This window comes from Saprospiraceae bacterium, assembly GCA_026129545.1.
GTDB lineage: Bacteria > Bacteroidota > Bacteroidia > Chitinophagales > Saprospiraceae > M3007.
This window is the reverse complement of sequence record JAHCHX010000004.1, coordinates 258,644-283,005: the sequence shown is the minus strand read 5'-3', so window position 1 is coordinate 283,005 and position 24,362 is coordinate 258,644. Positions and strand designations below refer to the sequence as shown.

The window sequence follows — 24,362 nt, the reverse complement described above, 5'->3', positions numbered from 1 at the left end:
GTTCTTCGCATTCATCAAAATCATCGTTCAAAATCAAAAACCTCGCCCTCATATTCCACCTCCTGTTGCTGGCGTTCGCCACCCTCCACAGCCAGCCAACCGCCGACCCCTCAGGACACAGCACCTTCGAGGCCGACAAACTGCTGGACAGAGCCAGACAAGCCACCGAGCATGCCGAACGCGAAACGTGGGCCAGCCAAAGCCTCAAAATCGCCCGCGACTTGTCCTACAACGACGGCATCGTGAGAGCCTCCATTTTTCTGGGCGACCTCTGCGACAAAACCGGCAAAACCGAAGCCGCCCTCCAACATCTCTTGGAGGCCGAATCCAAACTCCAACCGGGCAGCCCCTCCCTGCCCATCGTCAATCGTGCGCTTGGCGACATCTTCCTGCGCGAAAACCTCCACAAACACGCGCTCCGCTACTACGGCGAAGTGCTCAAAGACACCCCGCAGGACTTCGAGACGATGGAAAAACTCGCCGACGCAGCCCTCCACGAAGCCATATTCGACACAGCCGAACACTACTACAAACAACTCATCATCAAATTCAAATACGACGGCAACAACCCCCGCCTCGTGCATATCTATCAAAAACTCGCCAACGCCTACGACCAACGCGGCGACTCCGGCAAAAGCATCTACTACTACTCCGCCATAGAGCGCATCATCGAGACTTGGGGCACCGCACAAGAAAAATCGCTCCTCTACAACAACCTTGGCCGCCAATACGTCCGCGACCGCGACTATGCCAAAGCCCTCGAATACTTCCGAAAAGCCGAGCTCCAGTGCATCTACATCCCCTGCGACTACCCCGAAGTCATGTATGCCAACCTCGGCGTGACACTCCACAACACAGGCGAAACCCGACGCGGCATCGAATACCTCCTCAAAGCCCGTGACATCCTGTTTGCCAGACAAGACTGGGCAGCCCTCGCCAATCTCGAACACCTCGTGGCCGGCGTCTATTTCAGCGACAACGACTTCTACAACGCGCTCACCCACACCGAACTGGCCATCAAATACGCCCAACAAACCAAACAACGCCAAACATTGGCCAACGCCTACGAAACCGCCGCCGAAATACACCACCAACTCTACGACTTCGAAAAAGCCTTCGATTACTACCGAAACTACCTCACCCAACTCGACACCATTCGTACCGAAGACCGCACGCGCCAGCAACGCATAGAACAACAGCGCGGCTTGCTCGCCGCCGCCGAAGCCCAAATCAAATACCTCATCGCCCGGCAAAACTTCAAGGAACTCGAACTACAACAATCGCTCTACGAACAAGACAAACTCCGACTGCTCAACGAAAACCTCGCCCTCGACGCGCAGCGCAAACGCGACGAAGTGCTCCTTTTGCAAAAACAGAAAGAGGTGGACGAAGCCAACATCCGCCAAAAAACCCTCGAAGCCCTCCGCGCCCAACAAGAGCTCCGCCTCGCCGCCCAACGCCTCGACGTGCTCAACCAAAACAACCTCATCGCCGACATGCGCCGCCAAGAAGCCATCGAGCGAGCCAACCGCTTGGCCGACAGCACCAGCCGCGCACAAGAGCTGGAGCGAGCGCAGCGAGAAGCCGAATACCAACGCCGCCAGCAAGCCGATTTCCGGCAGTTTGCTTACAGCATCGGGTTCATGCTCTTCGCCATCTTGGGCATATTGGGAGCCAGCTGGCTCTACGCACGCCGCACCAACCGACAACTCAACGAGCAAAACCAACAGATACAAGCCCAGAACAAAGAGATTGCCACCGAACGCAGCAAAAGCGACCAACTGCTGCTCAACATCCTGCCCGACGAAGTGGCACGCGAACTCAAAACCAGCGGCTACGCCACGCCGCGACACTACGAATCCGCCACCGTGCTGTTCACCGATTTTGTCAATTTTACCCGCCTGTCCGCCCAGCTCTCGCCCGATGAGCTGATTGAAGAACTAGACGAGTGCTTCCTCGCTTTCGATGAAATCTGCGACAAACACGGCCTCGAAAAAATCAAGACCATCGGCGATGCCTACATGTGCGCAGGCGGCCTGCCCGTGCCAAACGACACCCATCCACAAGATGCCGTGAAAGCCGCCCTAGAGATGACGAGCTGGCTCGCCCGCCGCAACCGCGAACACGCAAGAGCCATATTCCGCGAAATGCGCATCGGCATCCACACAGGCCCCGTCGTGGCAGGCGTCATCGGCAAAAACAAATTCGCCTACGACATCTGGGGCGATGCCGTCAACCTCGCCGCACGCTTGGAAGAACACGGCGAGCCCGGTCGCATCAACATATCAAAAGCCACCGCCGAGGCCGTGAAACACTTGTTCAAAGTCACGCCGCGCGGGAAAAAGCAGGTGTACAACAAAGGGTTGGTGGAGATGTATTTTGTGGAATCATGAAATTTGAGGAAACCCCGCACCTGACGAGCCTATATCTGCTTTTCGCAGCCTCCAAAAATACAAATGAGAAATCCTGACTTATTTTTGGCCTCGCATGAAACCCGCACCCACCGCACTTGCCACCCAGTTCAGCCGGATGGACCTCCTCAGCAGCGTCCCCCCCGCCATCTTGGAACAATTGGCGGCAGAAAGCCTCATTGAGCACTTCTCCACCGATGCCGTCGTCTTTCACAAAAACGAACCGGGCCACTCGCTCTACCTCATCCTGCAAGGCCGCGTGAAAGTCCACGACGAGGACTACACCGTCGCCATGATGCCGGAAGGCACCTGCTTCGGCGAGCTCGCCCTCCTCGACGAAGGCCCCCGCTCCATGTCGGTGACAGCCACCGAACCCACCACGCTTGCCGTCGTCGGACGCGACGTGTTTTTCCAAGTGCTCCGCAACGACCCCGATGTGCTCCGCAAAATCGTCGGCACCCTCACCCAACGCCTGCGCTACCAGACCGACCGCGTGGTGGAAGAACTGCGCCGCCGCGAAGAAGAGCTCACTCGCCTCGTGGACGAGCGAACCGCCCAACTCATGCAGCAAAAAGAAGAGGCCGAACTGCTTCGCGCCAAAGCCGAAGCCGAAAAACAAGAAGCCGAATACCAGCGGCAACGCGCCGAGCAAAGCGAGCGATTCGAACAACAATTCCTCGCCAACATGAGCCACGAAATCCGCACACCGATGAACGCCGTGCTCGGCATGACCAACATCCTCCTGCAAAAAAAACCACGACCCGACCAACTCAAATACCTCGACAGCATTCGCCACGCATCCCAGGCACTGCTAGTCATCCTCAACGACATCCTCGACATCTCCAAGATAGAAGCCGGACGCATGGAACTCGAACACACAGACTTCAGCCCGACGCACGTGGTGGAGCAGGTGGCCAACACCTTGCGCTTTCGCGCGGCAGAAAAAGGGCTGGCGTTCGAGGCCATCTGCGCGCCCGATGTCCCGCCCGCGCTCATCGGCGACCCCGTCCGCCTGCAACAAATCCTGCTCAACCTCACAGGGAACGCCGTAAAATTCACCGAGCAAGGCAGCGTGCGACTTGATGTTCGACTGCTTAAAAAAGAAGCTGGCGCCTGTCGGCTGCGATTCGAGGTGCGCGACACGGGCGTGGGCATGACCCCCGCGCAAACGGCTGCCGTCTTTGAACGCTTTCGCCAAGCCGCCGACGACACCACCCGCCGCTACGGAGGCACCGGGCTTGGCTTGGCCATTTCAAAACAACTCGTGGAACTCTTTGGCGGCCACATCGAAGTGCAAAGCGCACCGGGACAAGGCTCCGTTTTTAGTTTCGACCTAAGACTGCCTATCAGCGAAAAAACCTATTTGCAAAAAGAAGAAACCACCGCGACACCCGTTCATCGGAAAACACTCGAAGGCTTGCGCATTTTGGTGGCTGAAGACAACGAATACAACCGCGTGGTAGCCGTAGAAACCCTCGAACTGATGCTGCCCGATGCCACCATAGAACTGGCCCACAACGGCCTTGAAGCACTTGAAAAAGTAAAAACAGGCACCTTCGACCTCGTTCTGATGGATGTGAATATGCCGGAAATGGACGGCCTCGAGGCCACCCGCGCTATTCGCGCCTTGCCGCCGCCCCTCCATGCGCTACCCATCGTCGCGTTCACCGCTTCCGTCACAAAAGCCGAAATTCAGCAATGCGAAGCCGCAGGCATGAACGTCGTGGTGCCCAAGCCCTTCCGCGAAAGCGAATTGATGGAAGCATTGCACAAAGTCACATCGAACCGCCAAGGGAGTGACGAGGCAGGCATAAGCTCCGCCCCTGCCACGACCTCAACCCCGCCCAGCGCACACACTCACGCCTTGACGTTTCTCGAACAAATGACGGGCGGCGACCACAACCGAATCCAAAAATACATTGGCCTCTATTTGGCATCGGCACAGACAAGCCTGCCCAAAATCGAGGCCGCCCTCCGAACCGACGACCGCGAGGCACTCCGCCGCGTCGTGCACACCCTGAAACCCCAACTCAAAATGATTGGCCTGCCGCAAACCGCCGAATTGGCAACCCGCGTGGAAGCACGTCTGCTCGAAGGAACTGCCCCCCAAACAATGGTGGAAACCATCGAGCAACTGATGAAAGAAATTCGCCACTCCTGCGTGCTTTTTGATAAAACCTTCAAAATATGAGCAGTACGGCGGATTTGCAAATCCGCCATATGCATTGGGAGCCAATTGTTTGTGTCAAAAATAGATTTGCTTAATTTTGGCGAAGCACTTAGGGATAATGTGCCAGTCTGAGAATATGAAAATGTGCCAGTACCATAGTTTTTACAGTCCTTTTTACCCAAACACATGTCCATGACGACGATTTCGGCTCAATTGGTTGACCTGCGACAACGCCGCATCTATCCGGCAGCCATCACGATAGAAGGCAGTCGCATCAGCCGTATCCGAGAAATCAGCGACGCACCCGCCACGTCCGGCTATTTGCTGCCAGGGTTCGTGGATGCCCACGTCCACATCGAAAGCAGCATGTTGCCACCATCCGAATTTGCGCGGTTGGCCGTCGTGCATGGCACGGTAGCCACCGTGTCGGACCCACACGAGATTGCCAACGTGTTGGGCATGGATGGCGTGACGTATATGCTCGACGATGCGGCGCGAGTGCCATTCAAGTTTTGCTTTGGCGCGCCGTCGTGCGTCCCAGCCACGACCTTTGAGACCGCGGGGGCCACCCTGAAAACGGAGCAAGTGGAACAGCTCTTGCAGCACACCGCCATTGGCTATCTCTCGGAAATGATGAATTTCCCCGGCGTGTTGCAGGGCGATGCCGCCTGTTTGGCAAAAATAGCTGCCGCCCAACGCTTGGGCAAACCCGTGGATGGCCACGCACCCGGTTTGCGCGGCGACGATGCCCGCCGCTACTTCGCCGCTGGCATCTCAACCGACCACGAGTGCTTCACCTATGAGGAGGGTTTGGAAAAAGCCCGAATGGGGGTGAAAATCCTGATTCGGGAAGGAAGCGCCGCCCGAAATTTTGAAGCACTTTGGCCGCTATTGAAAGTTTTCCCTACCCAAATCATGTTTTGTAGCGACGACAAACACCCCGACGACCTCGTGCGCGGCCACATCAACGAGCTGGCCGCACGCGCCATTGGCAACGGTTGCGACTTGTTCGACACACTCACCGCCGCCTGCGTCAACCCCGTCGAGCACTACCGCCTGCCAGTGGGATTGTTGCGCGAGGGCGAGCCGGCAGATTTCATCCGAGTGACAGACCTGAACACGTTTCGCGTGTTGGAGACCTGGCTCAACGGCAGCAAGGTGGCAGAAAACGGACAAACCCTACTACCCTACTTGCCCGCCAACGCACCCAATTATTTTTTGGCAAAACTCAAAAAGGCTGCCGATTTCCAACTTCAAACCTCCTCCCGAACGGGTTGGGCCAACTGCCGCATCATCGAAGCCCACGACGGCCAGATAGTGACAGGCGCTGCCTCGGAACAGATGCCCGCCGCGGATGGACGGGTGCTGGCCGACAGTAGCCGCGACCTGCTAAAAATCAGCGTGACCAACCGCTACGCACCCGACGCGCCGCCTGCCATCGGTTTGGTGCGAGGCTTCGGATTGCGGCAAGGGGCGCTCGCATCGAGCGTGGCGCACGACTCGCACAATATCGTCGCGGTCGGCACCGACGATGCCGCGTTGGCGGAAGCCGTGAACGCCATCGTGGGAGCGCAAGGAGGCATTTGTGCCACCGACGGGGCTGGCGACACCCGAGTGTTGCCACTGCCCATCGCTGGTCTGATGAGCCAACGCAATGGCTACGACTTGGCCCGCGACTATGCCCAGTTGGATGCGTGGGTGAAGGCAGCAAACGGCTGTTCGCTGCTCGCGCCATTCATGGTGCTTTCGTTCTTGGCGCTGCCAGTGATTCCAAAACTTAAAATGACGGATTTGGGACTTTTCGATGTGGACAGGTTCAGCTTTGTGCCCGTGGAAATGCCTTAGTTTTGCAGCACTTTTAATAGGAGGGGCATGACCGCTTTTGAGCGCAATGACAAATTAAAATTCTCACGAGCCGTCATGCCACACCTACACAATGGAGTTTTTTTTCCCAACGGAAAGTGGTTTGCGAAACAATGATTGTTCAAATCCTTGGAAATCATTATTATCAATCAAGACAACTTCGCAAATCATTTTCATCAGGGTTTAAAACGGTTTTTTAGACTTCAACCAATCCGACCCATTCCTTGGAACTCAAAGGCAAAATCATTTGCGGCCTCATCGGAATTTTTCTGTTCGACCTCGCGGGCGTTCCGTTTGGAGGGCTTATCGGGTTTATCGTGGGTTCGTTGGTGGGTCATTTTTTGTTCGACAAACCCAAAGAAATCTCAGCCGCCGACGCCGAATTCAAGGCATACCAGCGCAAGCAAGGCGAGTTCCTCTATCACGTTTTTTCGCTTTGCGCCAAATTGGCAAAATCCGACGGAGCGGTGAACCGTCAAGAAATCGCCCACATGGAGTTCTTGATGCGCAACCAATTCCGCATGAATGACCGAGGCCGCACGCAAGCCATCAAAATCTGGAAACAGGCAAAGGACTCGATGGACCCGTTCGACCATTATGCGCGAGCGTTCTATCGCGATTTCGGCAAAGAGCGCCACCATGTGATGAACATGATGGACCTGCTGTTTGCAATGGCCGCCGCCGACGGCGGCTTACATCCGCGTGAAGAAATGCTCTTGCTTCGGGCAGCAGGCATCTTTCACATCGGGCGCCTGCAATATGAGCGCCTCAAAAGCCGATACTACCAGTCGAAATCGGCACCGCAACAACGCTGGACACCACTCGACCCGCACTACGCCATTCTGGGCGCCCAACCATCCGATTCCCTAGAGGCCATCAAGAAAAAATACCGCTCGCTAGCCGTGAAATGGCACCCCGACAAAATGGCGGCCAATGGAGCCTCCGCAGAGGCGCTCCGACACGCCAAAGAAAAATTCCAGCAAATCACCGAAGCCTACGAGCGCATAGTGGAAGCCAGAAAATGAACGTTGGCACGGTTATTCCGGCTGTTTGCCGAACCGCGAAACACAACCCGCCCTTGCTGCGTTAATCCTTTTATGCCCGATAAAAAAATGATTTGCAAAAAAACACCCTCTCAAATCCCCGAAAACCGTTCCGAACAAACATGGCAATCTCGCATATCATTTACATCAGGGTTTACCTTTGCCAATAACACCCTCAATCGTAATTACGCATGAGAAGTAGCATATTGCCCCTAGCCGCGTTGGCGGCACTTTTTTTTAGCCTAACCGCCCCTGCCTTGCAGGCGCAGGACTTGAACCTTGCCAACCAGTATTTCAACAGCGGCGAATACGAGAAAGCCGCCTCCCTCTACGGTCAGATGCTCGAACGCGACGACCGCAACGAAGGCATTTTCAACCGCTACGTGGACTGCTTGCTCATGCTCGAACGCTACGACGAGTGCGAGAAAGCCATCAAAAAGCAAATCAAAAAAACGCCGGAAAACATGACGCTCTACGTCACTTACGGCAACCTGTTCGAACGGATGGACAAGACCGACGAGGCCAACGCGCAATATCAACGCGCCATCGAGAAAATGTCGCCCGATTATATGTCGGTCAATAGGTTGGCATCGCTTTTTATGAGCAACACCAAATACGACTGGGCTATACGGGTGTACGAGCGCGGCGCCCAAATGCTCAAAGACCCCCATCGCTTTTCGTTCAACCTCGGCGAACTCTACCGCCGCAAAGGCGAGCCAGCCAAGATGGTAGAACAATACTTGAACTCGCTGAACGCCGACCCCGGTCGCCTGCCCACCATCCAGACCCTTCTATCGCGCTATCTGGCACCTTCGGATTTTACCGAATTGCAGTCGCAGCTCTACGCTCGCATTCAGACCAGCGAAAACCCCGACTACATCGAGTTGCTCGCATGGTCGTTCGTGCAACGCAAGGATTTCAAAAGCGCCTTGCGCCAATATAAAGCCCTCGACAAGCGCCTCAACGAACCGGGGCAGCGCATCTACCGATTAGCCAACGATGCCGCCGATGCCAAGGATTATGAGACCGCCATAGCCGCCTATGATTATCTGGTGACGGAAAAAGGCAAGCTCAACCCATTCTTTTTCGATGCCAAACGCGCATCCATGGAGTGCCGGCGCAAGAAGATAACGGAAGGCTTCGACTACACGCAAGAAGATTTGAAAATTCTGGAAACAGACTACGAGAACTTCCTCAACCAATACGGCAGGGGCAAACAAACGGCCAACATCGTGATGCAACTCGCCGACTTGGAGGCCTATTACATCAATAACCTGCCCAAAGCCATAGACTTGCTGGAAAACCTGAAAAACACCGCCGGCCTCGACCGCAACACGTTGGCTCGCACCAAAATCAGCCTCGCCGACTACTACCTGATTCACGGCGACATCTGGGAAAGCACCCTGCTCTACAGCCAAGTGGACAAAGACTTCAAAGAGGAACAACTCGGCCAAGAGGCGCGATTCAAAAACGCTCGACTATCCTATTTCAACGGCGATTTTCAATGGGCGCAGGCGCAATTCGACGTGCTAAAAGCATCCACTTCCAAACTCATCGCCAACGACGCGCTCGACCTCTCGGTCTTCATCATGGACAACCTCAATTTGGACACCACCGCCGAGGCCATTTCGCTCTACGCAGGCGCCGAACTGCTCATGTTCCAAAACCGCTTCGAGGAAGCGTTTTTGAAACTCGACACATTGCTCCGCGACTTTCCTGACCACTCCCTGCAAGACGACGTGCTCTACCTGAAAGCGCAGATTTACGAGCGGAAGCGCGACTACAATCAGGCCATCGCGCTCTACCAGCAGGTGGTCGAAAAATTCCCAGACGACATTCGAGCCGACAACTCGCTCTACGCCTTGGCACAACTCTACGAGTTCAGGATGAACGATGTGGAAAAGGCAAAAGAACTGTATGAGAAGATATTCATGGACTACTCCGGCAGCGTGTTTGCGGTGGATGCCCGAAAGCGATTCAGAATCCTGCGGGGAGACAAAGTGCAGTGAACCCCATCCCTCCTCCTCGAAAGAGCAAGCCCTCGTGTCGCCTTGCATGGCGGACGAGGGCTGCCCTAGCAATCATCGAGTTTGAATTTCTCTTTTTAGGGTTTTTTGGATTACACAGGCTTTGTCCAGATGCCTTCATTGTGACAACTTAGTGGGGCAAAGTTACACACTGCTCTTACGCGCCTTCGAATGCCTCCATTCTCTTTTTCATTCCCTTTTTTGTTCCGTCGGGGCTTCCTACTTTTGAGCGTCCAACACCCGCCGCGTCATGTCTAAAATCAGGGAGCTTACTCACGAAGAGGCCGCCCGCCTGCGAAGGCTCATACTTCGGCGTTTTTTGCTCGAAAACGCACACGGGAAGCGGTTTCGGGTGAGCTCGTTCAAGGGTGCTTACGAAGATTTGCGCGACGATATCGAGAGCAAAGTGTCCAGCGCGGCGACCTCCATCTCCCTCACGCGACTGCGCAAATTGTTCTATTACACAGACCCTTCCATCTGCCCAGCCGACCAATTGGACAAGCCCTCCTTTGGCCGTGATTTCATCGAGGTGTTAAGCCACTATATCGGCGACGCGCCGCCGCCAGGCCTCACCCCAACATTCCCAATCTGGAAACGCCCCCTCAACTGGAGAATCGGAATTCCGCTGCTCGCGGTGTTGCTGCTGTTCGGCGCGCTCGCCGCCCGTTTTTTTCAAGCCAGACCCGACAAAAATTGGAAGGAAGATTTCGAGCAAACCAGCGTGGACAGCCTGCAAGCAAAGGGATTTGAATGGATGGATTACGAGCCAAACTGGTGGTCGAAACAATTGCAGGAGGGCAAACTCACACTCTATACCTTGCGGGGCGACTATTGGCACGACGAACCCGACACGCCCACCATCAGCAACCTGCTCGTCAGAAAAATAAATGGTCGGAAATGCAAAATCACCGTCAAACTCGACAGTTTCGACCCGACCCAAGATTTCCAACAGGCAGGCATTTTCCTGCTGGATTCCAAAAAGACGAGAGACCACAACATTCGATTCACATTAGCCGCCTGCTCCTCGTGCAGCCCCCCTCGACAGGTGCTGCAAATGGTGAAAAACGAGCACGGCACCGTGTTTGAAAAATTTTCGGTAGTCAAACCAATATCCCCCAAAACATCGCCTGCCGCTCAGTCGCTTTGGCTACGCATGGAGTACGAAAACGGTCAAGTGCGCTTTTTCCACCATTGGGGGGCCGAATACTCGAGTTTTCAGGAAATTGCCACCATGGACATCGACTACGAGCCAGCCTTTGTCGGGTTGGCTGCCTTTCGGGGATTGAAAGATGGCTCGCGCAAACCCAACAAGGCGGCATCGCTCCCCGTGTTCGTTGATTATCTCAAGGTGGAATCGGGCGACCACTAATGCCGCTGAACAACACAGAGGAAGAGAAAACTGGGCCGCCACACTCATCATTGACCGGACGCGGCACAGACCCGGCAGCCACTTGCAAAGTATCGGTTTGGCGAATGCTCTCCTTTTTTTGACCTTTGCCCACTTAAAAAACACTGACGAAACAATAGCGGCAAAGCCCAACTAGCCTTTGCTTGTTGCTTATCCAAAAATTCGGGATAGTTCATGTTTCGTGGCCAAACAGCATCCCAACCATGTCTGACATTTTTGAAAAAGCCCAACAAACCCTCGCGGCACTCGCAGCCGAATCGCCCGCCGACCCAGCGGCGCTCGAGGCATTCCGCATCCAGTATCTTGGCTCCAAAGGCTTGGTGAAAAGCCTCATGGAGGAAATGCGCAACGTGCCCAACGAGCGCAAACGCGACTATGGGCAGCTGATGAACACGTTCAAGCAACAAGCCGAGGAAAAATACCAATCGCTCAAAGCAGTCTTCGAGGCTGCAGCGGAAACTGCGGCCAACCAGTCGCTCGACCTCACGGCGCCCGGCGAACCCCTGCCCCTCGGCTCGCGCCATCCGATAGCCGTGACGCTCAATCGCATCACGGATATTTTTGCCCGCATGGGTTTTTCTGTGGCGGATGGCCCCGAAATAGAAGACGATTGGCACAACTTCACTGCCATGAACACGCCGGAAGACCACCCGGCCCGCGATATGCAGGACACGTTCTACATCATGGGCGCACCGGGCATGCTCCTCCGCACCCACACCTCCCCCGTACAGGCAAGGGTGATGCAATCGCGCAAACCGCCTATCCGAATCATCGCGCCGGGGCGCGTCTATCGCAACGAAACCATCTCGACCCGCTCACACGCACAATTTCACCAAGTAGAAGGGCTGTACGTGGACGAGGGCGTTTCTTTTGCAGACCTCAAACAAACCTTGCTCTATTTCGCGCAGGAAATGTTCGGAACCCCCAAAATCCGCCTTCGCCCATCTTTCTTCCCTTTCACGGAACCGTCCGCCGAAATGGATATTTGGCTCGGCACCGACACGGAGAAAAACTACCGCCTCACGAAAGGCACGGGCTGGCTCGAAATACTCGGCTGTGGCATGGTGGACCCCGAAGTGTTGGAGATGTGCGGCATTGACTCGAAGCGTTACAGCGGCTTTGCCTTCGGCATGGGCATCGAGCGGCAGGCGCTGCGGCTCTACGAGATTGGCGACATCCGGCTGCTCTTCGAAAACGACGTGCGGTTCTTGCGACAATTCGCCTCGGCGATGTGACAGGCGGCAGCCTCACAAAATTGCGTCTCGGCAGGATTGGCGAGATTTGAAAGATTGTTTTTTGGGTAAAAACTTAGCGCGTCAACCCCACCCATTGGGCTTGGCTTTCTTTTCACAAACAAATCATGAATCATGTTCTTCGTCTTTCTCGGCCTATTGGTGATAGCAGTAGGCGCTACGCTCGCAAAGGTCAACTACCGCATGGCCAATCTCGGCAAAACAAGTCGCTACGTCGGTATCGGTTTGATTTTGCTCGGCTTCTCGACCGCTTGTTTTGTGCAAATACAGCCGGGCGAGGTAGGAGTGCAGACCCTCTTCGGCAAGGTGCAGCAAGGTGTGCTGACCGAGGGGCTGAATGTCATCAATCCGTTGGTGGACATCAAACGCTTTAGCGTGCGCACACAGAACTACACCATGTCGGGCGTGGAGGATGAGCGCGAGCGCCTAGGCGACGATGCCATCCATGTGCTTTCGGCGGATGGCCTTGAGGTGGTGATAGACATGACCGTGCTGTATCGGGTGATGGGCGAAAAAGCCCCAGAAATACTCCGCAATCTCGGCCAAGGCTACCGCGACGTCATCGTGCGCCCACTCACCCGCACCAAAATCCGCGACTTTGCAGCCTACTACGATGCCGTGTCGCTCTACTCGACCAAGCGCGACGAGTTTCAGCAGCGCCTCTTCAAATCGCTCGACGACGAGTTTCGAAAAAGCGGCCTGATACTCGAACAACTGCTCATCCGCAACATCAACCTGCCCACCTCGGTGAAGCAGACCATCGAGTCGAAAATCAACGCCGAGCAAGAAGCCCAAAAGATGAAATTCGTGCTCGAAAAAGAAAGACAGGAGGCTGAGCGCAAGCGCGTGGAGGCTCAAGGCATCGCCGATTACCAACGCATCCTGACATCTACTTTGACCGACAAACTGCTCCAATACGAGCAGATTCAGGTGCAAAAAGAACTTGCCACCTCGCCCAACTCCAAAGTCGTCATCATGGGCAGCGGCAAAACCGCGCCTATCCTCATCGGACAATAAAAACGGTTTGGGGGTTTGAAGGGAAAAACCTTCAAACCCTCACACCTCCAAGCCATGCAAATTTCAGCCGTCGTCATCACCCTCAACGAAGCCCGCAACATCGGGCGCTGCCTCGACTCGCTCGCGGGCGTGGCCGACGAGGTCGTCGTGGTGGATTCTTTTTCGACCGACGAGACGCAGGCGATTTGTGAATCCAAAGGGGCGCGTGTTGTGCAACACGCCTTCGAGGGCTACGGGCAGCAGAAAAACTGGGGCAACGCCCAAGCCTCGCACCCTTACATCCTTTCTCTTGACGCGGACGAGGCACTGAGCGAGGCGCTCCGCACCTCCATCCTTCGGGCAAAAGAAGATTGGCGACATGAGGGCTACACTATGAACCGCCTCACCAATTATTGCGGCCAATGGATTCACCATTCGGGCTGGTACCCCGACCGCAAGCTGCGTTTGTTCGACAAGCGCAAGGCGCGTTGGGGCGACAACGCGGTGCATGAAAAGGTGGAAATGAGCCACGGCAGCCGCGTGGGTCATTTAACAGGCGATTTGTTGCATTACAGCTATTACGACAAGCAAGAACACATAGAGCGGGTGCGGCGATACGCGGATTTGGCCGCACGGGCCTTGCACGCGCAAGGCCGTCGGGCAAGTTGGTTTCAGGTGTTGTTAAGCCCCCTTGCCAAGTTTTTGAGAAACTATTTTCTGAAGTTGGGCTTCCTCGACGGTCGAGCAGGATGGACAATCTGCAAAATTGCCGCATTGGAGACTTACCTGAAATACCGCACTTTGATGCGTTTGCGTTCATAGCGCATTTTCAAGCAGACTCACAGATATATCCACGCTCCTGCCATGCTTCGCATTTTCCCTTTGCTTTGTTTTTGGGCGCTTATGGCCTGCAATGCTTCCCGCCCCACACAACAGCCCGCCCAGCCGCGCCCGCGACCCGCAAGCGCTCCCAAGCCACCCGCCGCCATCGCCACTGCTCCCGGCCCCGGCTCCATCGCATGGCTCGACACCGAGCGCCTGATGCCCGTGTTGGAGCAGGCGCAACGAGAAAAAAAACCTGTCTTTGTGGAATTTTATGCCGCTTGGTGCGCCCCCTGCAAAGTCATGGAGGAGGAAATTTTCACCCAGCCCGAGACGTTCCGCTACCTCAACATGAATTTCCTGAACTTCCGCACTGACTTCGACTCCTCTCCCGGACAGACGCTCGCCTCCATATATGAGGTGAAAGCGTTGCCGACCGTGCTGTTTCTCGACCCCAAAGGCGTGGTGCTGGAGCGGCACACGGGCATGGCCAACCCGTCGGTGCTGAAAACGCTAGGGGATTCGGCGCTAGGGAAGATGAGGTAGTGGAATTGCCTCAGGTTGTCACCAATGGAGGCATTTCGACAATGAAATTTTCAACAACCTTCTTGTTGTAGGCTTTCCAACCGCCTCTAAAATCTCTGCTCGACACCTCAATGAATCGCTGCATTCTCTCAGAATTGAGCTGCTCCAAGAGCCATTCTGAATCCCCGTTGAATTTGATGCAGTAGCCAGAGTAAAAAGTGCAATCTTCGTTTTCGTAAAACACGAAGTTGGGGCGACGATTCATGGGCGAGAAGATGATTTTTTTGCCAAAACTTGTGTCCAAACCTTGACTTCTACCGAAAGCGTACCACGCGACCTTGTTGGGTTCGCCGTTGTCGCGTTTGTCTAATTCTGGTTTTGGATAAAATTGCGGACAAAAATCATGAGTTCAGACAGTTGGTCTTCATTTTGAATAAATACCTCATATCGTTCTGAACCAAGACTGCCCTTTTTAGTTCCATCCGGTCGCAGCCTATCGTCAAAAATTAACTTTTGGCTCCCCAAGACATCAATATCCGTATTTATTTGCAAATAAGACTTCCTACCGGTTTTTCCGCTATATCCAATGACTGAAAACCGCTGACCAAAATTGGTTTCTAACTTGATTTTCGTATCTTGGACAGTAACCGTCACATCAGTTATTGAAGCAAGAAAATCATAAAACAAATTATACAGCTTCTTGCTTTCCTCTTTTTTCGCGAAAAAAATGTCTGTTTCAGAAATCAAAGGCTTGCCTTCGATAACGCTCTTAATTTTTTTAATTTTCTCTGTATTTTCCTTCTCGATCAAATCGTCAGGGTCGTTGTTTAAATAATCATACAAGAAAAGTTCATTTTCAAACCAAAAATATCTGATTAGAGTGATTATCTCTTTACGCTTTTTAGCTCGGTCAATATCTGTTTGAGAAAAATACTTCGAGAGTACGATAACTTCTACATCTTTACTGATTTCGTTGTACTTAGGTAGAGAAACGTCATATTTTTGAGCACTTTGTAAATATATTTCGGCAAAGTTGTCTTCAATGAAATCCCGATAGTCACTCGCTTGTTCGTTGACATTTCTGTCAAAATCTTTTTTCAATTCAAAAACTACAAAGCGCTTGGTTTTAGGGTTAAATGCAAGTATATCAATTCTCCCTGACGAACCTTTGCTCCTGACGTTGCCTTCCAATTTAAACTCGTTGGAAATGTATGTATATTGGGGAAACAGCAGACTCCAATTATCCGTGAGGAATCTGTTAAGCTCGAGTTCTGACTTATCAATTTGTTTTAAAAACTTCTTACTTTGAGTTGAGAAGATCCTTGGCATTTTTAGTTTTTAAGTACGAAGTTAAAATCCCAGCAATCTCTGTTCCTATTTCCTGAAGATCAACCAAATCTTGAAATGACCATGCTGTTTCCTCATTACCATACATCTTTTCATGGTACCTTAGCAAACGGCGTAGTCTTTTGTAGTCTTTTTCAGAAAGATTAATTTGTTTCATGACTTTACGCAATTTAAACTAGCAGAAATGAATGTCAAATCTGCATTTGAGCTCTTTTTGGTGCGTAAAATTATGGCATCGTTCATATCTTCTAAAGCAAAGATGCAAGTAAGGTTACAATCTCCCCCACCCCCATCACCTCCTGCTCCCCCGTTTTCTGATTTTTCACCGTCAAAGTCCCGCTCTGCATTTCCGTCTCGCCCGCGATGGCGATGTAGGGGATGTTGCGCTTGGCGACGTACTCGAACTGCTTTTTCAACTTGCCCGGTTCGGGGTAAAGTTCGGCGGCCACCCCTGCCTGCCGGAGCGCGGTGACGCATTGAAAAGCATACTCGAACGTCGGTTCGTCGAAAGAGGCGAGCATGATTTTCACGCTTTCGGTCAGTGTTTCGGGGAACAAATTCAGCCCCTCCATCACGTCGTAGATGCGGTCGGCGCCGAAAGAAATGCCTACGCCCGACAGCCCCGGCACGCCGAACACGCCCGTCAAATCGGCGTAGCGACCGCCGCCGCCGATGCTGCCCATTTTGAAATTTTTGGCGGCGACCTCAAAAATGCAGCCCGTGTAGTAAGTCAACCCCCGCGCCAGCGTGATGTCGAATTTGACTTCGTTCGTCAAGTTCGTTTTTTCCAAAAGACGGAACACGCGGGCGAGTTCTTCCACGCCTTTTTGGCCTGTCTCGCTTTTCGCAAAAAAAGGTTTAAGCGCGTCCAAGTCACCGACTCCCAACATTTTTTCAATCATCGAAACAGCCTTTTCGGAAATGCCACGCCCGGTCAGTTCTTCGCGCACACCCTCGATGCCCACCTTGTCCAACTTGTCAATCGCCACCGTCATGTCCATGAATTTGTCGGCGATACCGGCAGCTTCTGCGATGCCAAACAGGATTTTGCGGTTGTTGATTTTGATGACGACCGGAACGCCCAGACGAGCAAACGCCTCGTCGTAAATCTGCGTCAGTTCGGCCTCGTAGAGTAAACTGTCCGAGCCGATGACATCGGCGTCGCACTGGAAAAACTCGCGGTAGCGGCCTCGTTGCGGTCGGTCGGCGCGCCACACGGGCTGGATTTGGTAGCGTTTGAAGGGGAAAGCGAGCGCGTGGCGATTCATCACCACATAGCGGGCGAAAGGCACGGTGAGGTCGTAACGCAGGCCGCGTTTGGCGATGCTCGGCGTGAGTTTGTTCGAGTCTTTGGCAGCCAGCGCCTCTTGGTTCGCCTCTTTCAGGAAATCGCCGTTGTTGAGGATTTTGAACAAAAGTTTGTCGCCCTCGTCGCCGTATTTGCCGGTGAGCGTCGAGAGGTTTTCCATCGCGGGCGTTTCCAACGGTTGGAAGCCGAACTTGACAAACACCGAGCGAATCGTGTCAAAAATAAAGGTCCGTTTGCGCACCTGTTCTGGGCCAAAGTCGCGGGTGCCTTCGGGTAGGGAAGGTTTTTGCATGACAGATTTTTTTGGAAAAACAAACCTCCGAGAGGTTGTCTCCCAGAGGTTTGTTTCAACGGCACAAATATCGGCAAAAAGTTCATTCCGAAGCCCCCACCGATGCGAGCGAGCTGAACAACAGCCCTTTGGATGCCAGCGACACAACAATCAGCAACAAACCGACGGTCGTGTAAATCGCCAGTTTTTTGTGCTTGTCCACGCTGTTCGTAGCCTTCTTGGAGAATGTGCGCCCCAACTGAATGAAAACCACTGCCAAGAGCATGGCGGTAATGTGCTCCACTGCAAAATAGCGAAGCCACTCGTTTTTCATGGCAGCGCCCATGTTGGCGAAGGCTGCCTTCGTGTAGCCACTCGTAAAGGCGTATTGGATGAGGCCGATGAGCAATTGAAGGTGCGTCAGCCCCAAGAGCGCCGCCGCTGCCGTATTGTCGTTTTTGGTGTAATCCTTGCGACCCAACCAGCCCGTGTAGGCCCGATAAAGGACGTAGGCCAAGGCGATAAGAAGTAAGTACCTGTTGTAAGAATGGATGGTATTGAGAACGGTGTGCATAGTCAGAAACGATTGAGTGTGAAGAAGGAACAAAGGAAAAATGCCTTGCGCGTTTTATTCGTTGGTCGGGTGAAATATTTTTTTCAAAAAAAATTTTATTCGGAGGCGTTACTTTTTTTGAAACCCGCGTTAGAATGTGTGAAAGCGACAATAAGGGGCGATTCAAAACAAAGTTTGGAAAACCCTCAAGATATTAGGTAGGAAGATTGTTTTCATTTGGTTTTTTGGGGTTTAGCCCTCGGACGAAAGTCCGGGGGCTTTTTTTTATTCCCGTTGTTTCGAGTCCATCAAAATCGTCACAGGGCCGTCGTTCAGCAGCGATACTTTCATGTCGGCACCAAACTCGCCCGTCAGCACGGGCCTCCCTGACTCGCGCTGGAGCACTTCCACAAATCGCTCATACATCGGAATCGCCTTTTCGGGTCGCGCAGCTTTGATGAACGAGGGGCGGTTGCCTTTTTTCGTGCTTGCATGCAGGGTGAACTGACTCACCACGAGCATCTCTCCCGCAATGTCTTGCACCGACTTGTTCATCAGGCCATCTTCATCGGAAAAAATACGCAGGGCAGCTATTTTTTTGCTGAGCCATTCGATGTCCTCTTCCGAATCGTCCTGCTCAATGCCGAGCAGGATGAGCAGCCCCCATCCGATGCGGGACTTTTCCTGATGGTCAATGACTACGGAGGCCTGTGAGACCCTCTGAACAACAACACGCATAGGCAGGGTATGTGAGAAAAATTTAGGATAGCGGAATTGCGACCTTTGCTTTTAAAGTTTCAAACCTTGCTTGCTCAACCAGTCACCACATCCACAACTCAATAAAAAATGTCTCTCGTCACCGAATTCAACGACTACCGCGCCCGCATGAACGAGCGCATTTTGGCTCACGACAACAAAGTAATCAAACGATTCTGGAGCCTCGACAACCAAACCTACCAAGCGGGCGCGCTCGATGTGCGCACCAAGGAAATGCTCGGCCTCGTGGCCTCCATGGTGCTGCGCTGCGACGACTGCATCAAGTATCACCTCGGCAAATGCCACGAACTCGATGTCACCACCGACCAGATTTTCGAGATTTTCGCCGTCGCCAACATGGTGGGCGGGTCCATTTGCATCCCCCACACCCGCCGCGCCGTCGAGTATTGGGAGGAATTAAAAGGAATTTGAGGGTTTTGGTTTGAGGGTTTGGGGTGTAGGGCTATGCACAAAAAACCAGAATCCCTCAAGTCTTCGACTCTTCGTGACTTTATTCCTCCAAATACACCACTTTGCGCAGCAGCCGCAGGCCGAAAGACAGTTCGATGGTCGTGTTGCGGATGCGGCGTTCGGGGATGGTGTAAGTGGTGCCGGCGCATTGGTCAATCACATTGGGAATCGGCCCTTGGCGGTATTGGGGCGTTATGTCGGGATGGAACGACAGCTCGATTTGGCCGCCCGTGAGCTCGCTGAACTTGAACTCGATGCCCCCGCCCAACGAAAGGCCGAAGAGCCACTTCTGCGTGCCCCCCACGAGTGGCAACGAGCCTCTGTTGCACACGAAAATGTTTTGCAATTCGGCGAGATTATCGTTTAAATTGTAATCGCCACGCAACCCGCCGAAGTAAAAAAGGTTGTTGTCTCTGGAAGCCATTGGCTTGCGAAACTTGGCACCCAATTGCAGCGAAAGATTGTTGAACTCGAAGGGCTGGGTAAACAAATTGCCCAACACGCCGGAGTTGATGTTGAACGTGCGAAAACGGATGGCGCTGCCCCTCACATGATAGCCAAACTGGCCATAAAGCGAAAACCGGTCATCGTCGTTGTTGATGGACTCCAATGCCAAAGCCGCATGGTATCGAAGCAAAAACTGGCGGTTCAAGCTGTTGTCCCATTTTTGGTTGGCCAAGCTGGGCCCCCCTTTGAACACATAAGCCGTGGATTGGGCAGCCATTTGTCCGCAAAAGACCATCATCAGCAGAAATGCAAATACAAGTCGTGTCATTTTTCTCGTTTTTTGCGGCGAAAATAAACAATCAGGCCTCAACCCCCCCATAAACCCTCATCAACCTTGTTATTACGCCATGAGCTTTGAAACCTTTACCTACGTGCGTCCCGAAATAACCACGGTGTCGCAAAATTTTGAAAAACACCTGCTCCGTTTTCAAAACGCTCAATCTGCCGACGAGCAAAGCGACAGCCTCAGCCAACTCAATCGAGTGCGCGAAGAGTTCTGGACGATGTACAACCTCTGCTACATCCGCCACACCTCCGATACCACCAACAAATTCTACGAGCAGGAAAACGAATACTTCGACGAGAACCTGCCTTCTTTCGAGGAGCTCAACAACCGTTTCTTCCAAGCATTGCTCGATTCGCCTTTCAGACACATTTTGGAACAAAAATTCGGCGGGCAGCTTTTCACGCTGGCCGAGCTCTCGCTCAAAACATTCAAACCCTCCATCCTCGAGGACTTGCAGCAAGAAAACACGCTTAGCACCGAATACACCAAACTGAAGGCGCAGGCCAAAATCGAGTTCAGGGGCAAAACCTACAACCTGAGCAGTATCCACCCCCTCGAACTTTCGGACGACCGCGAGACGCGCAAAAATGCCACCGAGGCAAAATGGGGCTTTTTCGCCCAAAACGCCCCCGCTATGGAGCATATTTTTGATAAAATGGTGAAAGTGCGCCATCGAATCGCCCGCGAACTGGGCTACAAGAATTTTGTGCAAGTCGGCTACGCGCGAATGCGCCGCTCCGACTACACCCCCGACATGGTGGCCAATTTTCGGCGACAAGTGCGCGAAGTTATCGTGCCTCTCGCCTCCGAACTCTACGAGCGACAGCGCAAACGCCTCGGCATCGAAAAGCTGAAATACTACGACGAGGAATACAAATTCCCGTCCGGCAACCCCAAGCCGCTCGGCACACCCGACGAAATAGTGGCCAGCGCCGCCAAAATGTACCGCGAACTCAGCCCCGAGACCGACACTTTTTTCCAGTTCATGCAAAACACCCGGCTCATGGATTTGGTGAACCGCGACGGGAAAGCCACAGGCGGCTACTGCACCTACATGAGCAAGTTCGGCGCACCGTTTATCTTTTCCAATTTCAACGGCACCAGTGGCGACATTGACGTGCTCACGCACGAGGCCGGCCACGCCTTCCAAGTGTGGAGCAGCAGCGCCTTTCCCTTCGAGGAATATCACTGGCCTACCAACGACGCAGCCGAAATTCACTCCATGAGCATGGAGTTTTTCACTTGGCGCTGGATGCCCCTCTTTTTCGGCGACCAGACGGACAAATACTACTTCATGCACCTCAGCGGCGCCATCCAGTTTTTGCCCTACGGCGTGGCAGTGGACGAATTCCAGCATATCATTTACCAAAACCCCGGCATGACACCCAGCGAGCGCAACGCCGCATGGCGCGTGCTCGAAGAAACCTATCTCCCACACCGCGACTACGACGGCCACCCACACCTCGAAGCAGGTCGCCTGTGGCAAAAGCAAAGCCACATCTTCAACTCACCGTTCTACTACATTGACTACACGCTGGCACAAATCTGCGCCTTCCAATTCTGGATGAAAGACCGCCAAGACCACCAAGCAGCATGGAGCGATTATGTGCGGCTCTGCAAAGCAGGCGGCAGTCAGTCCTTCCTTCAGTTGGTGAAACTGGCGGGGTTGCGCTCGCCATTTGAAGACGGGTGCGTGGAAAGCATCGTGGGCGAGATACGGCGGTTTTTGGAAGGGGTGGACGATTCACGGTTTTGAGATTGAGGCAGCAAACTGTATCCTCAAACCATACTTCGCGCCGCTAGGCTTTGGGCATGGCTAAAAGCGCAATCTGCCCAAAATCATGGACAACAATCATGAGCATCTGACAAACCCTAGCGAATCAAGATATAATTTTCAAAATCTGACACTTACACAATGCGCTACATACTTTTTGCTCTTCCTTTCTTGTTGGCTACTGCCTTCAAATCCCCAATCCCCATTCCCCATGCCCACCCACCCACGCTCAAACTCGCCCTCCTCAAATACTCCGGCGGCGGCGACTGGTACAACGATGTGAACTCGCTAAAAAACTTGGCCAAGTTTTGCAACGACAACCTACGCACCAACTTCGACCTTGAATACGCCACCGTGGAGCCGGGTAGCGCCGACATTTTCAACTACCCCATCGTGTATGCCACAGGGCACGGCAATATGCTCTTCAACGACCTCGAAGCCCGCAACCTCCGCGCCTACCTCGAAGGCGGCGGCTTCCTCATCCTCAACGACGACTACGGCCTCGACCCCTTCGTGCGCCCCGCCATGAAAAAAGTGTTCCCCGAACTCGACTTCGTGGAGCTGCCCTTTAGCCATCCCATCTACCATCAGAAATACGAATTCAAAAACGGGATGCCAAAAATCCACGAACACGACGGCAAACCCGCGCAAGGCTTCGGACTTATCTGGCAAGGCCGCCTCATCTGCTTCTACAACTACGAGACCGACCTCGGCGACGGCTGGGACGACGTGCACAACGACCCGCCAGAGATCCGTCAAAAAGCCCTGCAAATGGGCGCCAACATCGTTCAATTCGCCTTTACTCAATAGGTCTCTATGCGACAACACAACCGCCGACCGCTCTCCATTGCGCTTGGAACAGTGATTCTTCTTGCGTTGAGCATCACTGCTTATTCCGCGCGATTCCTCGACGGCGAGCGCAAAAGTTTTTTGTTCCTGAAAAGCGACACGCTCTGGGAAAGCCCCTCTTGGAAACTCGCCTTCTACCTTCATGTCGTCGGCGGCATGGTAGCCTTGACCATCGGAGGGTTCCAGTTTGTGCGTCGTTGGCGCGACGGCAACCTGCGTCGGCACCGACGCGCCGGCACGATTTATTTCTTGGCGGTGTTAGGCAGCGGATTGGCTGGCCTCTATCTTGCATTGCACGCTACGGGAGGCTTGGTCGCGCAACTGGGATTCACGGGATTGGCCACCGCATGGCTCAGCACTGGCTTTGTTGCCTACAAAGCGGCCCGTCAACGCGACATCAGGCAGCACGAGCGATGGATGACCCGCAATTATGCCGTCACTTTCGCCGCCGTCACCCTTCGGATTTGGCTGCCGCTCTTGATAGGCGCGCTGGGATTGACCTTCATGGAGGCGTACAAAATCGTGTCGTGGCTATGCTGGGTGCCCAACCTGCTTTTTGCGGAAATGCTGATTCGACGCAACAACATCGGCGGCGCTGCGAACGCCTGAATTGATAGTGGGATGTCGAAAGACCCACACATGGCGAAAGTCAAAAAACGAAGGCGAAGGTCGTTCTCCGACCCTCGCCTTCTCTCATTTTATACTACTGCCGTGGCAGCATCACTTCTTGCAGCACGGAATCGGGCAATTCTCAATCGGACAGGGAATGCCGTCGCAAGTTTGCGCTTCCATGTTGCAGCGTTCGGGCGGGCAGCAAACCTGACCGTTGGTGCCGACGAACGAAAAAGCGATGCCAGTGGCAAGCAGAACAGCGGCGCCAAGCGCCAATGCTTTATTTTTCATGATGCGAAAATTCAGTTTAAGTTTTGAAAAAGAGTGGTTTGGAAGGAGTTGATAAAAGTTGATGATGGATTATGAAAGTTGATTATCAACCTTCATAAACATTTTTCAACCCTCCTCAACATTTTGAAGAAACTCAAACTGAAAAAGCGGGCGGCTTCCAGACGGAGAGCCAAACTTGTTGAGGCAAAAAAACGGCACAGGCAAAAACCCGGGCACTTCGTTCGGTCGGCAACACGACCGAGGGAAGCAGCGGGGTCTCCGGCATCAGGCACAGGCAACAGCATGGGCCAGCGACACAACATATTGGGGCTGGGCAAACCGGAGCCTTATCGCCATCCTTTGAGTGGTCGGCAGCGCAGGAGGCCGCCGCGTCGGCAGCGCAACTTTCTTGAACGACGCAAATGCCACCCCAATAAAAACAATCCCCGCCCACCTTGGGAGGCATGGTCGCCAGCAGCAATGTGACGGAAAACAATATGGATAGCAGCCGTTCCAAGCAGAAAAAAATTGCGAGCACAAAAGACACAAACTCGCGGCAGTTTGTCCGCACCAACAGGCCTTTTTAACAAAAAAAATTCTGCCTGCGTACCTTCGCCGTTCATTTTAAAAATTGACGATGCAGGCAACGAACCAACGAACCAACAAGCAACAAACAACAAACAACAAACAACAAGCAACAAACAACAAACAACAAACAACCAACAACCAACAACAAGCAACCAACAACAAGCAACCAACAACAAACAACAAACAACAAGCAACAAACAACAAACAACAAGCAACAAACAACAAACAACAAACAACAAGCAACAAGCAAC

At 53.4% G+C, this 24,362-nt stretch carries 23 protein-coding genes; 14 read left to right on the top strand and 9 right to left on the bottom strand.

The window, feature by feature from the left end:
* Positions 1-65: 65 nt before the first annotated feature.
* The 10 genes from KIS77_21305 (at position 66) to KIS77_21260 (ending at position 14,539) form a co-directional block, all read left to right on the top strand.
* Complete coding sequence (locus KIS77_21305; GenBank protein ID MCW5924871.1) at positions 66-2,393, top strand: tetratricopeptide repeat protein; 2,328 nt, start codon at positions 66-68, stop codon at positions 2,391-2,393.
* A 94-nt stretch (positions 2,394-2,487) separates the two neighbouring features.
* Positions 2,488-4,602, top strand: a complete 2,115-nt coding sequence (locus KIS77_21300; GenBank protein ID MCW5924870.1) for a response regulator — start codon at positions 2,488-2,490, stop codon at positions 4,600-4,602.
* Positions 4,603-4,773: 171 nt separating this feature from the next.
* Positions 4,774-6,426: an adenine deaminase gene (gene ade, locus KIS77_21295; GenBank protein ID MCW5924869.1), complete on the top strand. Its 1,653-nt coding sequence runs from the start codon at positions 4,774-4,776 to the stop codon at positions 6,424-6,426.
* 728 nt (positions 6,427-7,154) lie between these two features.
* Complete coding sequence (locus KIS77_21290) at positions 7,155-7,469, top strand: DnaJ domain-containing protein (GenBank protein ID MCW5924868.1); 315 nt, start codon at positions 7,155-7,157, stop codon at positions 7,467-7,469.
* Positions 7,470-7,678: 209 nt separating this feature from the next.
* The gene (locus KIS77_21285; protein MCW5924867.1) at positions 7,679-9,496 is read left to right on the top strand and encodes a tetratricopeptide repeat protein; all 1,818 of its coding nucleotides are present in this window, start codon (positions 7,679-7,681) and stop codon (positions 9,494-9,496) included.
* A 268-nt stretch (positions 9,497-9,764) separates the two neighbouring features.
* A complete protein-coding gene (locus tag KIS77_21280; protein MCW5924866.1) occupies positions 9,765-10,883 on the top strand; it encodes a hypothetical protein in 1,119 nt (372 codons plus the stop codon).
* 242 nt (positions 10,884-11,125) lie between these two features.
* Entirely contained in the window at positions 11,126-12,157 is a 1,032-nt protein-coding gene (gene pheS, locus KIS77_21275) for a phenylalanine--tRNA ligase subunit alpha (GenBank protein MCW5924865.1), read from the top strand.
* A gap of 132 nt (positions 12,158-12,289) precedes the next feature.
* Positions 12,290-13,192, top strand: coding sequence for a prohibitin family protein (locus tag KIS77_21270; protein ID MCW5924864.1), 903 nt, complete (start codon positions 12,290-12,292; stop codon positions 13,190-13,192).
* A 54-nt stretch (positions 13,193-13,246) separates the two neighbouring features.
* Positions 13,247-13,993: a glycosyltransferase family 2 protein gene (locus KIS77_21265; GenBank protein ID MCW5924863.1), complete on the top strand. Its 747-nt coding sequence runs from the start codon at positions 13,247-13,249 to the stop codon at positions 13,991-13,993.
* Positions 13,994-14,035: 42 nt separating this feature from the next.
* A complete protein-coding gene (locus tag KIS77_21260) occupies positions 14,036-14,539 on the top strand; it encodes a thioredoxin family protein (protein MCW5924862.1) in 504 nt (167 codons plus the stop codon).
* Positions 14,540-14,549: 10 nt separating this feature from the next.
* Here the strand turns inward: KIS77_21260 and KIS77_21255 are convergent, their stop codons facing one another.
* From KIS77_21255 to dtd, 6 genes are all read right to left on the bottom strand, one after another.
* A complete protein-coding gene (locus tag KIS77_21255; GenBank protein ID MCW5924861.1) occupies positions 14,550-14,783 on the bottom strand; it encodes a hypothetical protein in 234 nt (77 codons plus the stop codon).
* 101 nt (positions 14,784-14,884) lie between these two features.
* Complete coding sequence (locus KIS77_21250) at positions 14,885-15,847, bottom strand: hypothetical protein (protein ID MCW5924860.1); 963 nt, start codon at positions 15,845-15,847, stop codon at positions 14,885-14,887.
* A complete protein-coding gene (locus KIS77_21245; protein ID MCW5924859.1) occupies positions 15,819-16,022 on the bottom strand; it encodes a hypothetical protein in 204 nt (67 codons plus the stop codon). The genes KIS77_21250 and KIS77_21245 overlap by 29 nt, the downstream gene beginning before the upstream one ends.
* 91 nt (positions 16,023-16,113) lie before the next feature.
* A complete protein-coding gene (hisS, locus tag KIS77_21240; GenBank protein MCW5924858.1) occupies positions 16,114-17,466 on the bottom strand; it encodes a histidine--tRNA ligase in 1,353 nt (450 codons plus the stop codon).
* An 82-nt stretch (positions 17,467-17,548) separates the two neighbouring features.
* The gene (locus tag KIS77_21235; GenBank protein MCW5924857.1) at positions 17,549-18,019 is read right to left on the bottom strand and encodes a hypothetical protein; all 471 of its coding nucleotides are present in this window, start codon (positions 18,017-18,019) and stop codon (positions 17,549-17,551) included.
* A gap of 264 nt (positions 18,020-18,283) precedes the next feature.
* Positions 18,284-18,736: a D-tyrosyl-tRNA(Tyr) deacylase gene (gene dtd, locus KIS77_21230; GenBank protein ID MCW5924856.1), complete on the bottom strand. Its 453-nt coding sequence runs from the start codon at positions 18,734-18,736 to the stop codon at positions 18,284-18,286.
* 108 nt (positions 18,737-18,844) lie between these two features.
* On the opposite strand from dtd, the gene KIS77_21225 reads away from it, so the two are divergent.
* Entirely contained in the window at positions 18,845-19,186 is a 342-nt protein-coding gene (locus tag KIS77_21225) for a carboxymuconolactone decarboxylase family protein (protein MCW5924855.1), read from the top strand.
* A gap of 79 nt (positions 19,187-19,265) precedes the next feature.
* Here KIS77_21225 and KIS77_21220 read toward each other — a convergent pair whose 3' ends face one another.
* Positions 19,266-20,000 carry a hypothetical protein gene (locus tag KIS77_21220; protein ID MCW5924854.1) on the bottom strand — a complete coding sequence of 245 codons (735 nt, stop codon included), beginning with the start codon at positions 19,998-20,000 and terminating at the stop codon, positions 19,266-19,268.
* A 79-nt stretch (positions 20,001-20,079) separates the two neighbouring features.
* On the opposite strand from KIS77_21220, the gene KIS77_21215 reads away from it, so the two are divergent.
* The 3 genes from KIS77_21215 to KIS77_21205 all read left to right on the top strand — a co-directional run bounded on the left by KIS77_21215 (position 20,080) and on the right by KIS77_21205 (position 23,250).
* Entirely contained in the window at positions 20,080-21,774 is a 1,695-nt protein-coding gene (locus KIS77_21215; protein ID MCW5924853.1) for a M3 family oligoendopeptidase, read from the top strand.
* Positions 21,775-21,933: 159 nt separating this feature from the next.
* Entirely contained in the window at positions 21,934-22,602 is a 669-nt protein-coding gene (locus tag KIS77_21210; protein ID MCW5924852.1) for a DUF4159 domain-containing protein, read from the top strand.
* A 6-nt stretch (positions 22,603-22,608) separates the two neighbouring features.
* The gene (locus KIS77_21205; GenBank protein MCW5924851.1) at positions 22,609-23,250 is read left to right on the top strand and encodes a DUF2306 domain-containing protein; all 642 of its coding nucleotides are present in this window, start codon (positions 22,609-22,611) and stop codon (positions 23,248-23,250) included.
* A gap of 111 nt (positions 23,251-23,361) precedes the next feature.
* Here the strand turns inward: KIS77_21205 and KIS77_21200 are convergent, their stop codons facing one another.
* Both KIS77_21200 and KIS77_21195 read right to left on the bottom strand, forming a co-directional pair.
* The gene (locus KIS77_21200) at positions 23,362-23,544 is read right to left on the bottom strand and encodes a hypothetical protein (protein ID MCW5924850.1); all 183 of its coding nucleotides are present in this window, start codon (positions 23,542-23,544) and stop codon (positions 23,362-23,364) included.
* 133 nt (positions 23,545-23,677) lie between these two features.
* Positions 23,678-24,040: a hypothetical protein gene (locus KIS77_21195; protein MCW5924849.1), complete on the bottom strand. Its 363-nt coding sequence runs from the start codon at positions 24,038-24,040 to the stop codon at positions 23,678-23,680.
* Between the last annotated feature and the right edge of the window lie 322 nt (positions 24,041-24,362).

Excerpts from the sequence above, each read along its gene's own strand:
- KIS77_21200 (MCW5924850.1), bottom strand. The coding sequence starts at position 23,544 with ATGAAAAATAAAGCATTGGCGCTTGGCGCCGCTGTTCTGCTTGCCACT.
- KIS77_21270 (MCW5924864.1), top strand. The coding sequence starts at position 12,290 with ATGTTCTTCGTCTTTCTCGGCCTATTGGTGATAGCAGTAGGCGCTACG.
- KIS77_21265 (MCW5924863.1), top strand. The coding sequence starts at position 13,247 with ATGCAAATTTCAGCCGTCGTCATCACCCTCAACGAAGCCCGCAACATC.
- pheS (MCW5924865.1), top strand. The coding sequence starts at position 11,126 with ATGTCTGACATTTTTGAAAAAGCCCAACAAACCCTCGCGGCACTCGCA.
- KIS77_21250 (MCW5924860.1), bottom strand. The coding sequence starts at position 15,847 with ATGCCAAGGATCTTCTCAACTCAAAGTAAGAAGTTTTTAAAACAAATT.
- KIS77_21290 (MCW5924868.1), top strand. The coding sequence starts at position 7,155 with ATGCTCTTGCTTCGGGCAGCAGGCATCTTTCACATCGGGCGCCTGCAA.
- KIS77_21235 (MCW5924857.1), bottom strand. The coding sequence starts at position 18,019 with ATGCACACCGTTCTCAATACCATCCATTCTTACAACAGGTACTTACTT.
- KIS77_21285 (MCW5924867.1), top strand. The coding sequence starts at position 7,679 with ATGAGAAGTAGCATATTGCCCCTAGCCGCGTTGGCGGCACTTTTTTTT.
- KIS77_21210 (MCW5924852.1), top strand. The coding sequence starts at position 21,934 with ATGCGCTACATACTTTTTGCTCTTCCTTTCTTGTTGGCTACTGCCTTC.
- KIS77_21255 (MCW5924861.1), bottom strand. The coding sequence starts at position 14,783 with ATGAATCGTCGCCCCAACTTCGTGTTTTACGAAAACGAAGATTGCACT.
- KIS77_21215 (MCW5924853.1), top strand. The coding sequence starts at position 20,080 with ATGAGCTTTGAAACCTTTACCTACGTGCGTCCCGAAATAACCACGGTG.
- KIS77_21225 (MCW5924855.1), top strand. The coding sequence starts at position 18,845 with ATGTCTCTCGTCACCGAATTCAACGACTACCGCGCCCGCATGAACGAG.
- KIS77_21205 (MCW5924851.1), top strand. The coding sequence starts at position 22,609 with ATGCGACAACACAACCGCCGACCGCTCTCCATTGCGCTTGGAACAGTG.
- KIS77_21280 (MCW5924866.1), top strand. The coding sequence starts at position 9,765 with ATGTCTAAAATCAGGGAGCTTACTCACGAAGAGGCCGCCCGCCTGCGA.
- KIS77_21300 (MCW5924870.1), top strand. The coding sequence starts at position 2,488 with ATGAAACCCGCACCCACCGCACTTGCCACCCAGTTCAGCCGGATGGAC.
- hisS (MCW5924858.1), bottom strand. The coding sequence starts at position 17,466 with ATGCAAAAACCTTCCCTACCCGAAGGCACCCGCGACTTTGGCCCAGAA.
- KIS77_21260 (MCW5924862.1), top strand. The coding sequence starts at position 14,036 with ATGCTTCGCATTTTCCCTTTGCTTTGTTTTTGGGCGCTTATGGCCTGC.
- ade (MCW5924869.1), top strand. The coding sequence starts at position 4,774 with ATGACGACGATTTCGGCTCAATTGGTTGACCTGCGACAACGCCGCATC.
- KIS77_21220 (MCW5924854.1), bottom strand. The coding sequence starts at position 20,000 with ATGACACGACTTGTATTTGCATTTCTGCTGATGATGGTCTTTTGCGGA.
- KIS77_21245 (MCW5924859.1), bottom strand. The coding sequence starts at position 16,022 with ATGAAACAAATTAATCTTTCTGAAAAAGACTACAAAAGACTACGCCGT.
- dtd (MCW5924856.1), bottom strand. The coding sequence starts at position 18,736 with ATGCGTGTTGTTGTTCAGAGGGTCTCACAGGCCTCCGTAGTCATTGAC.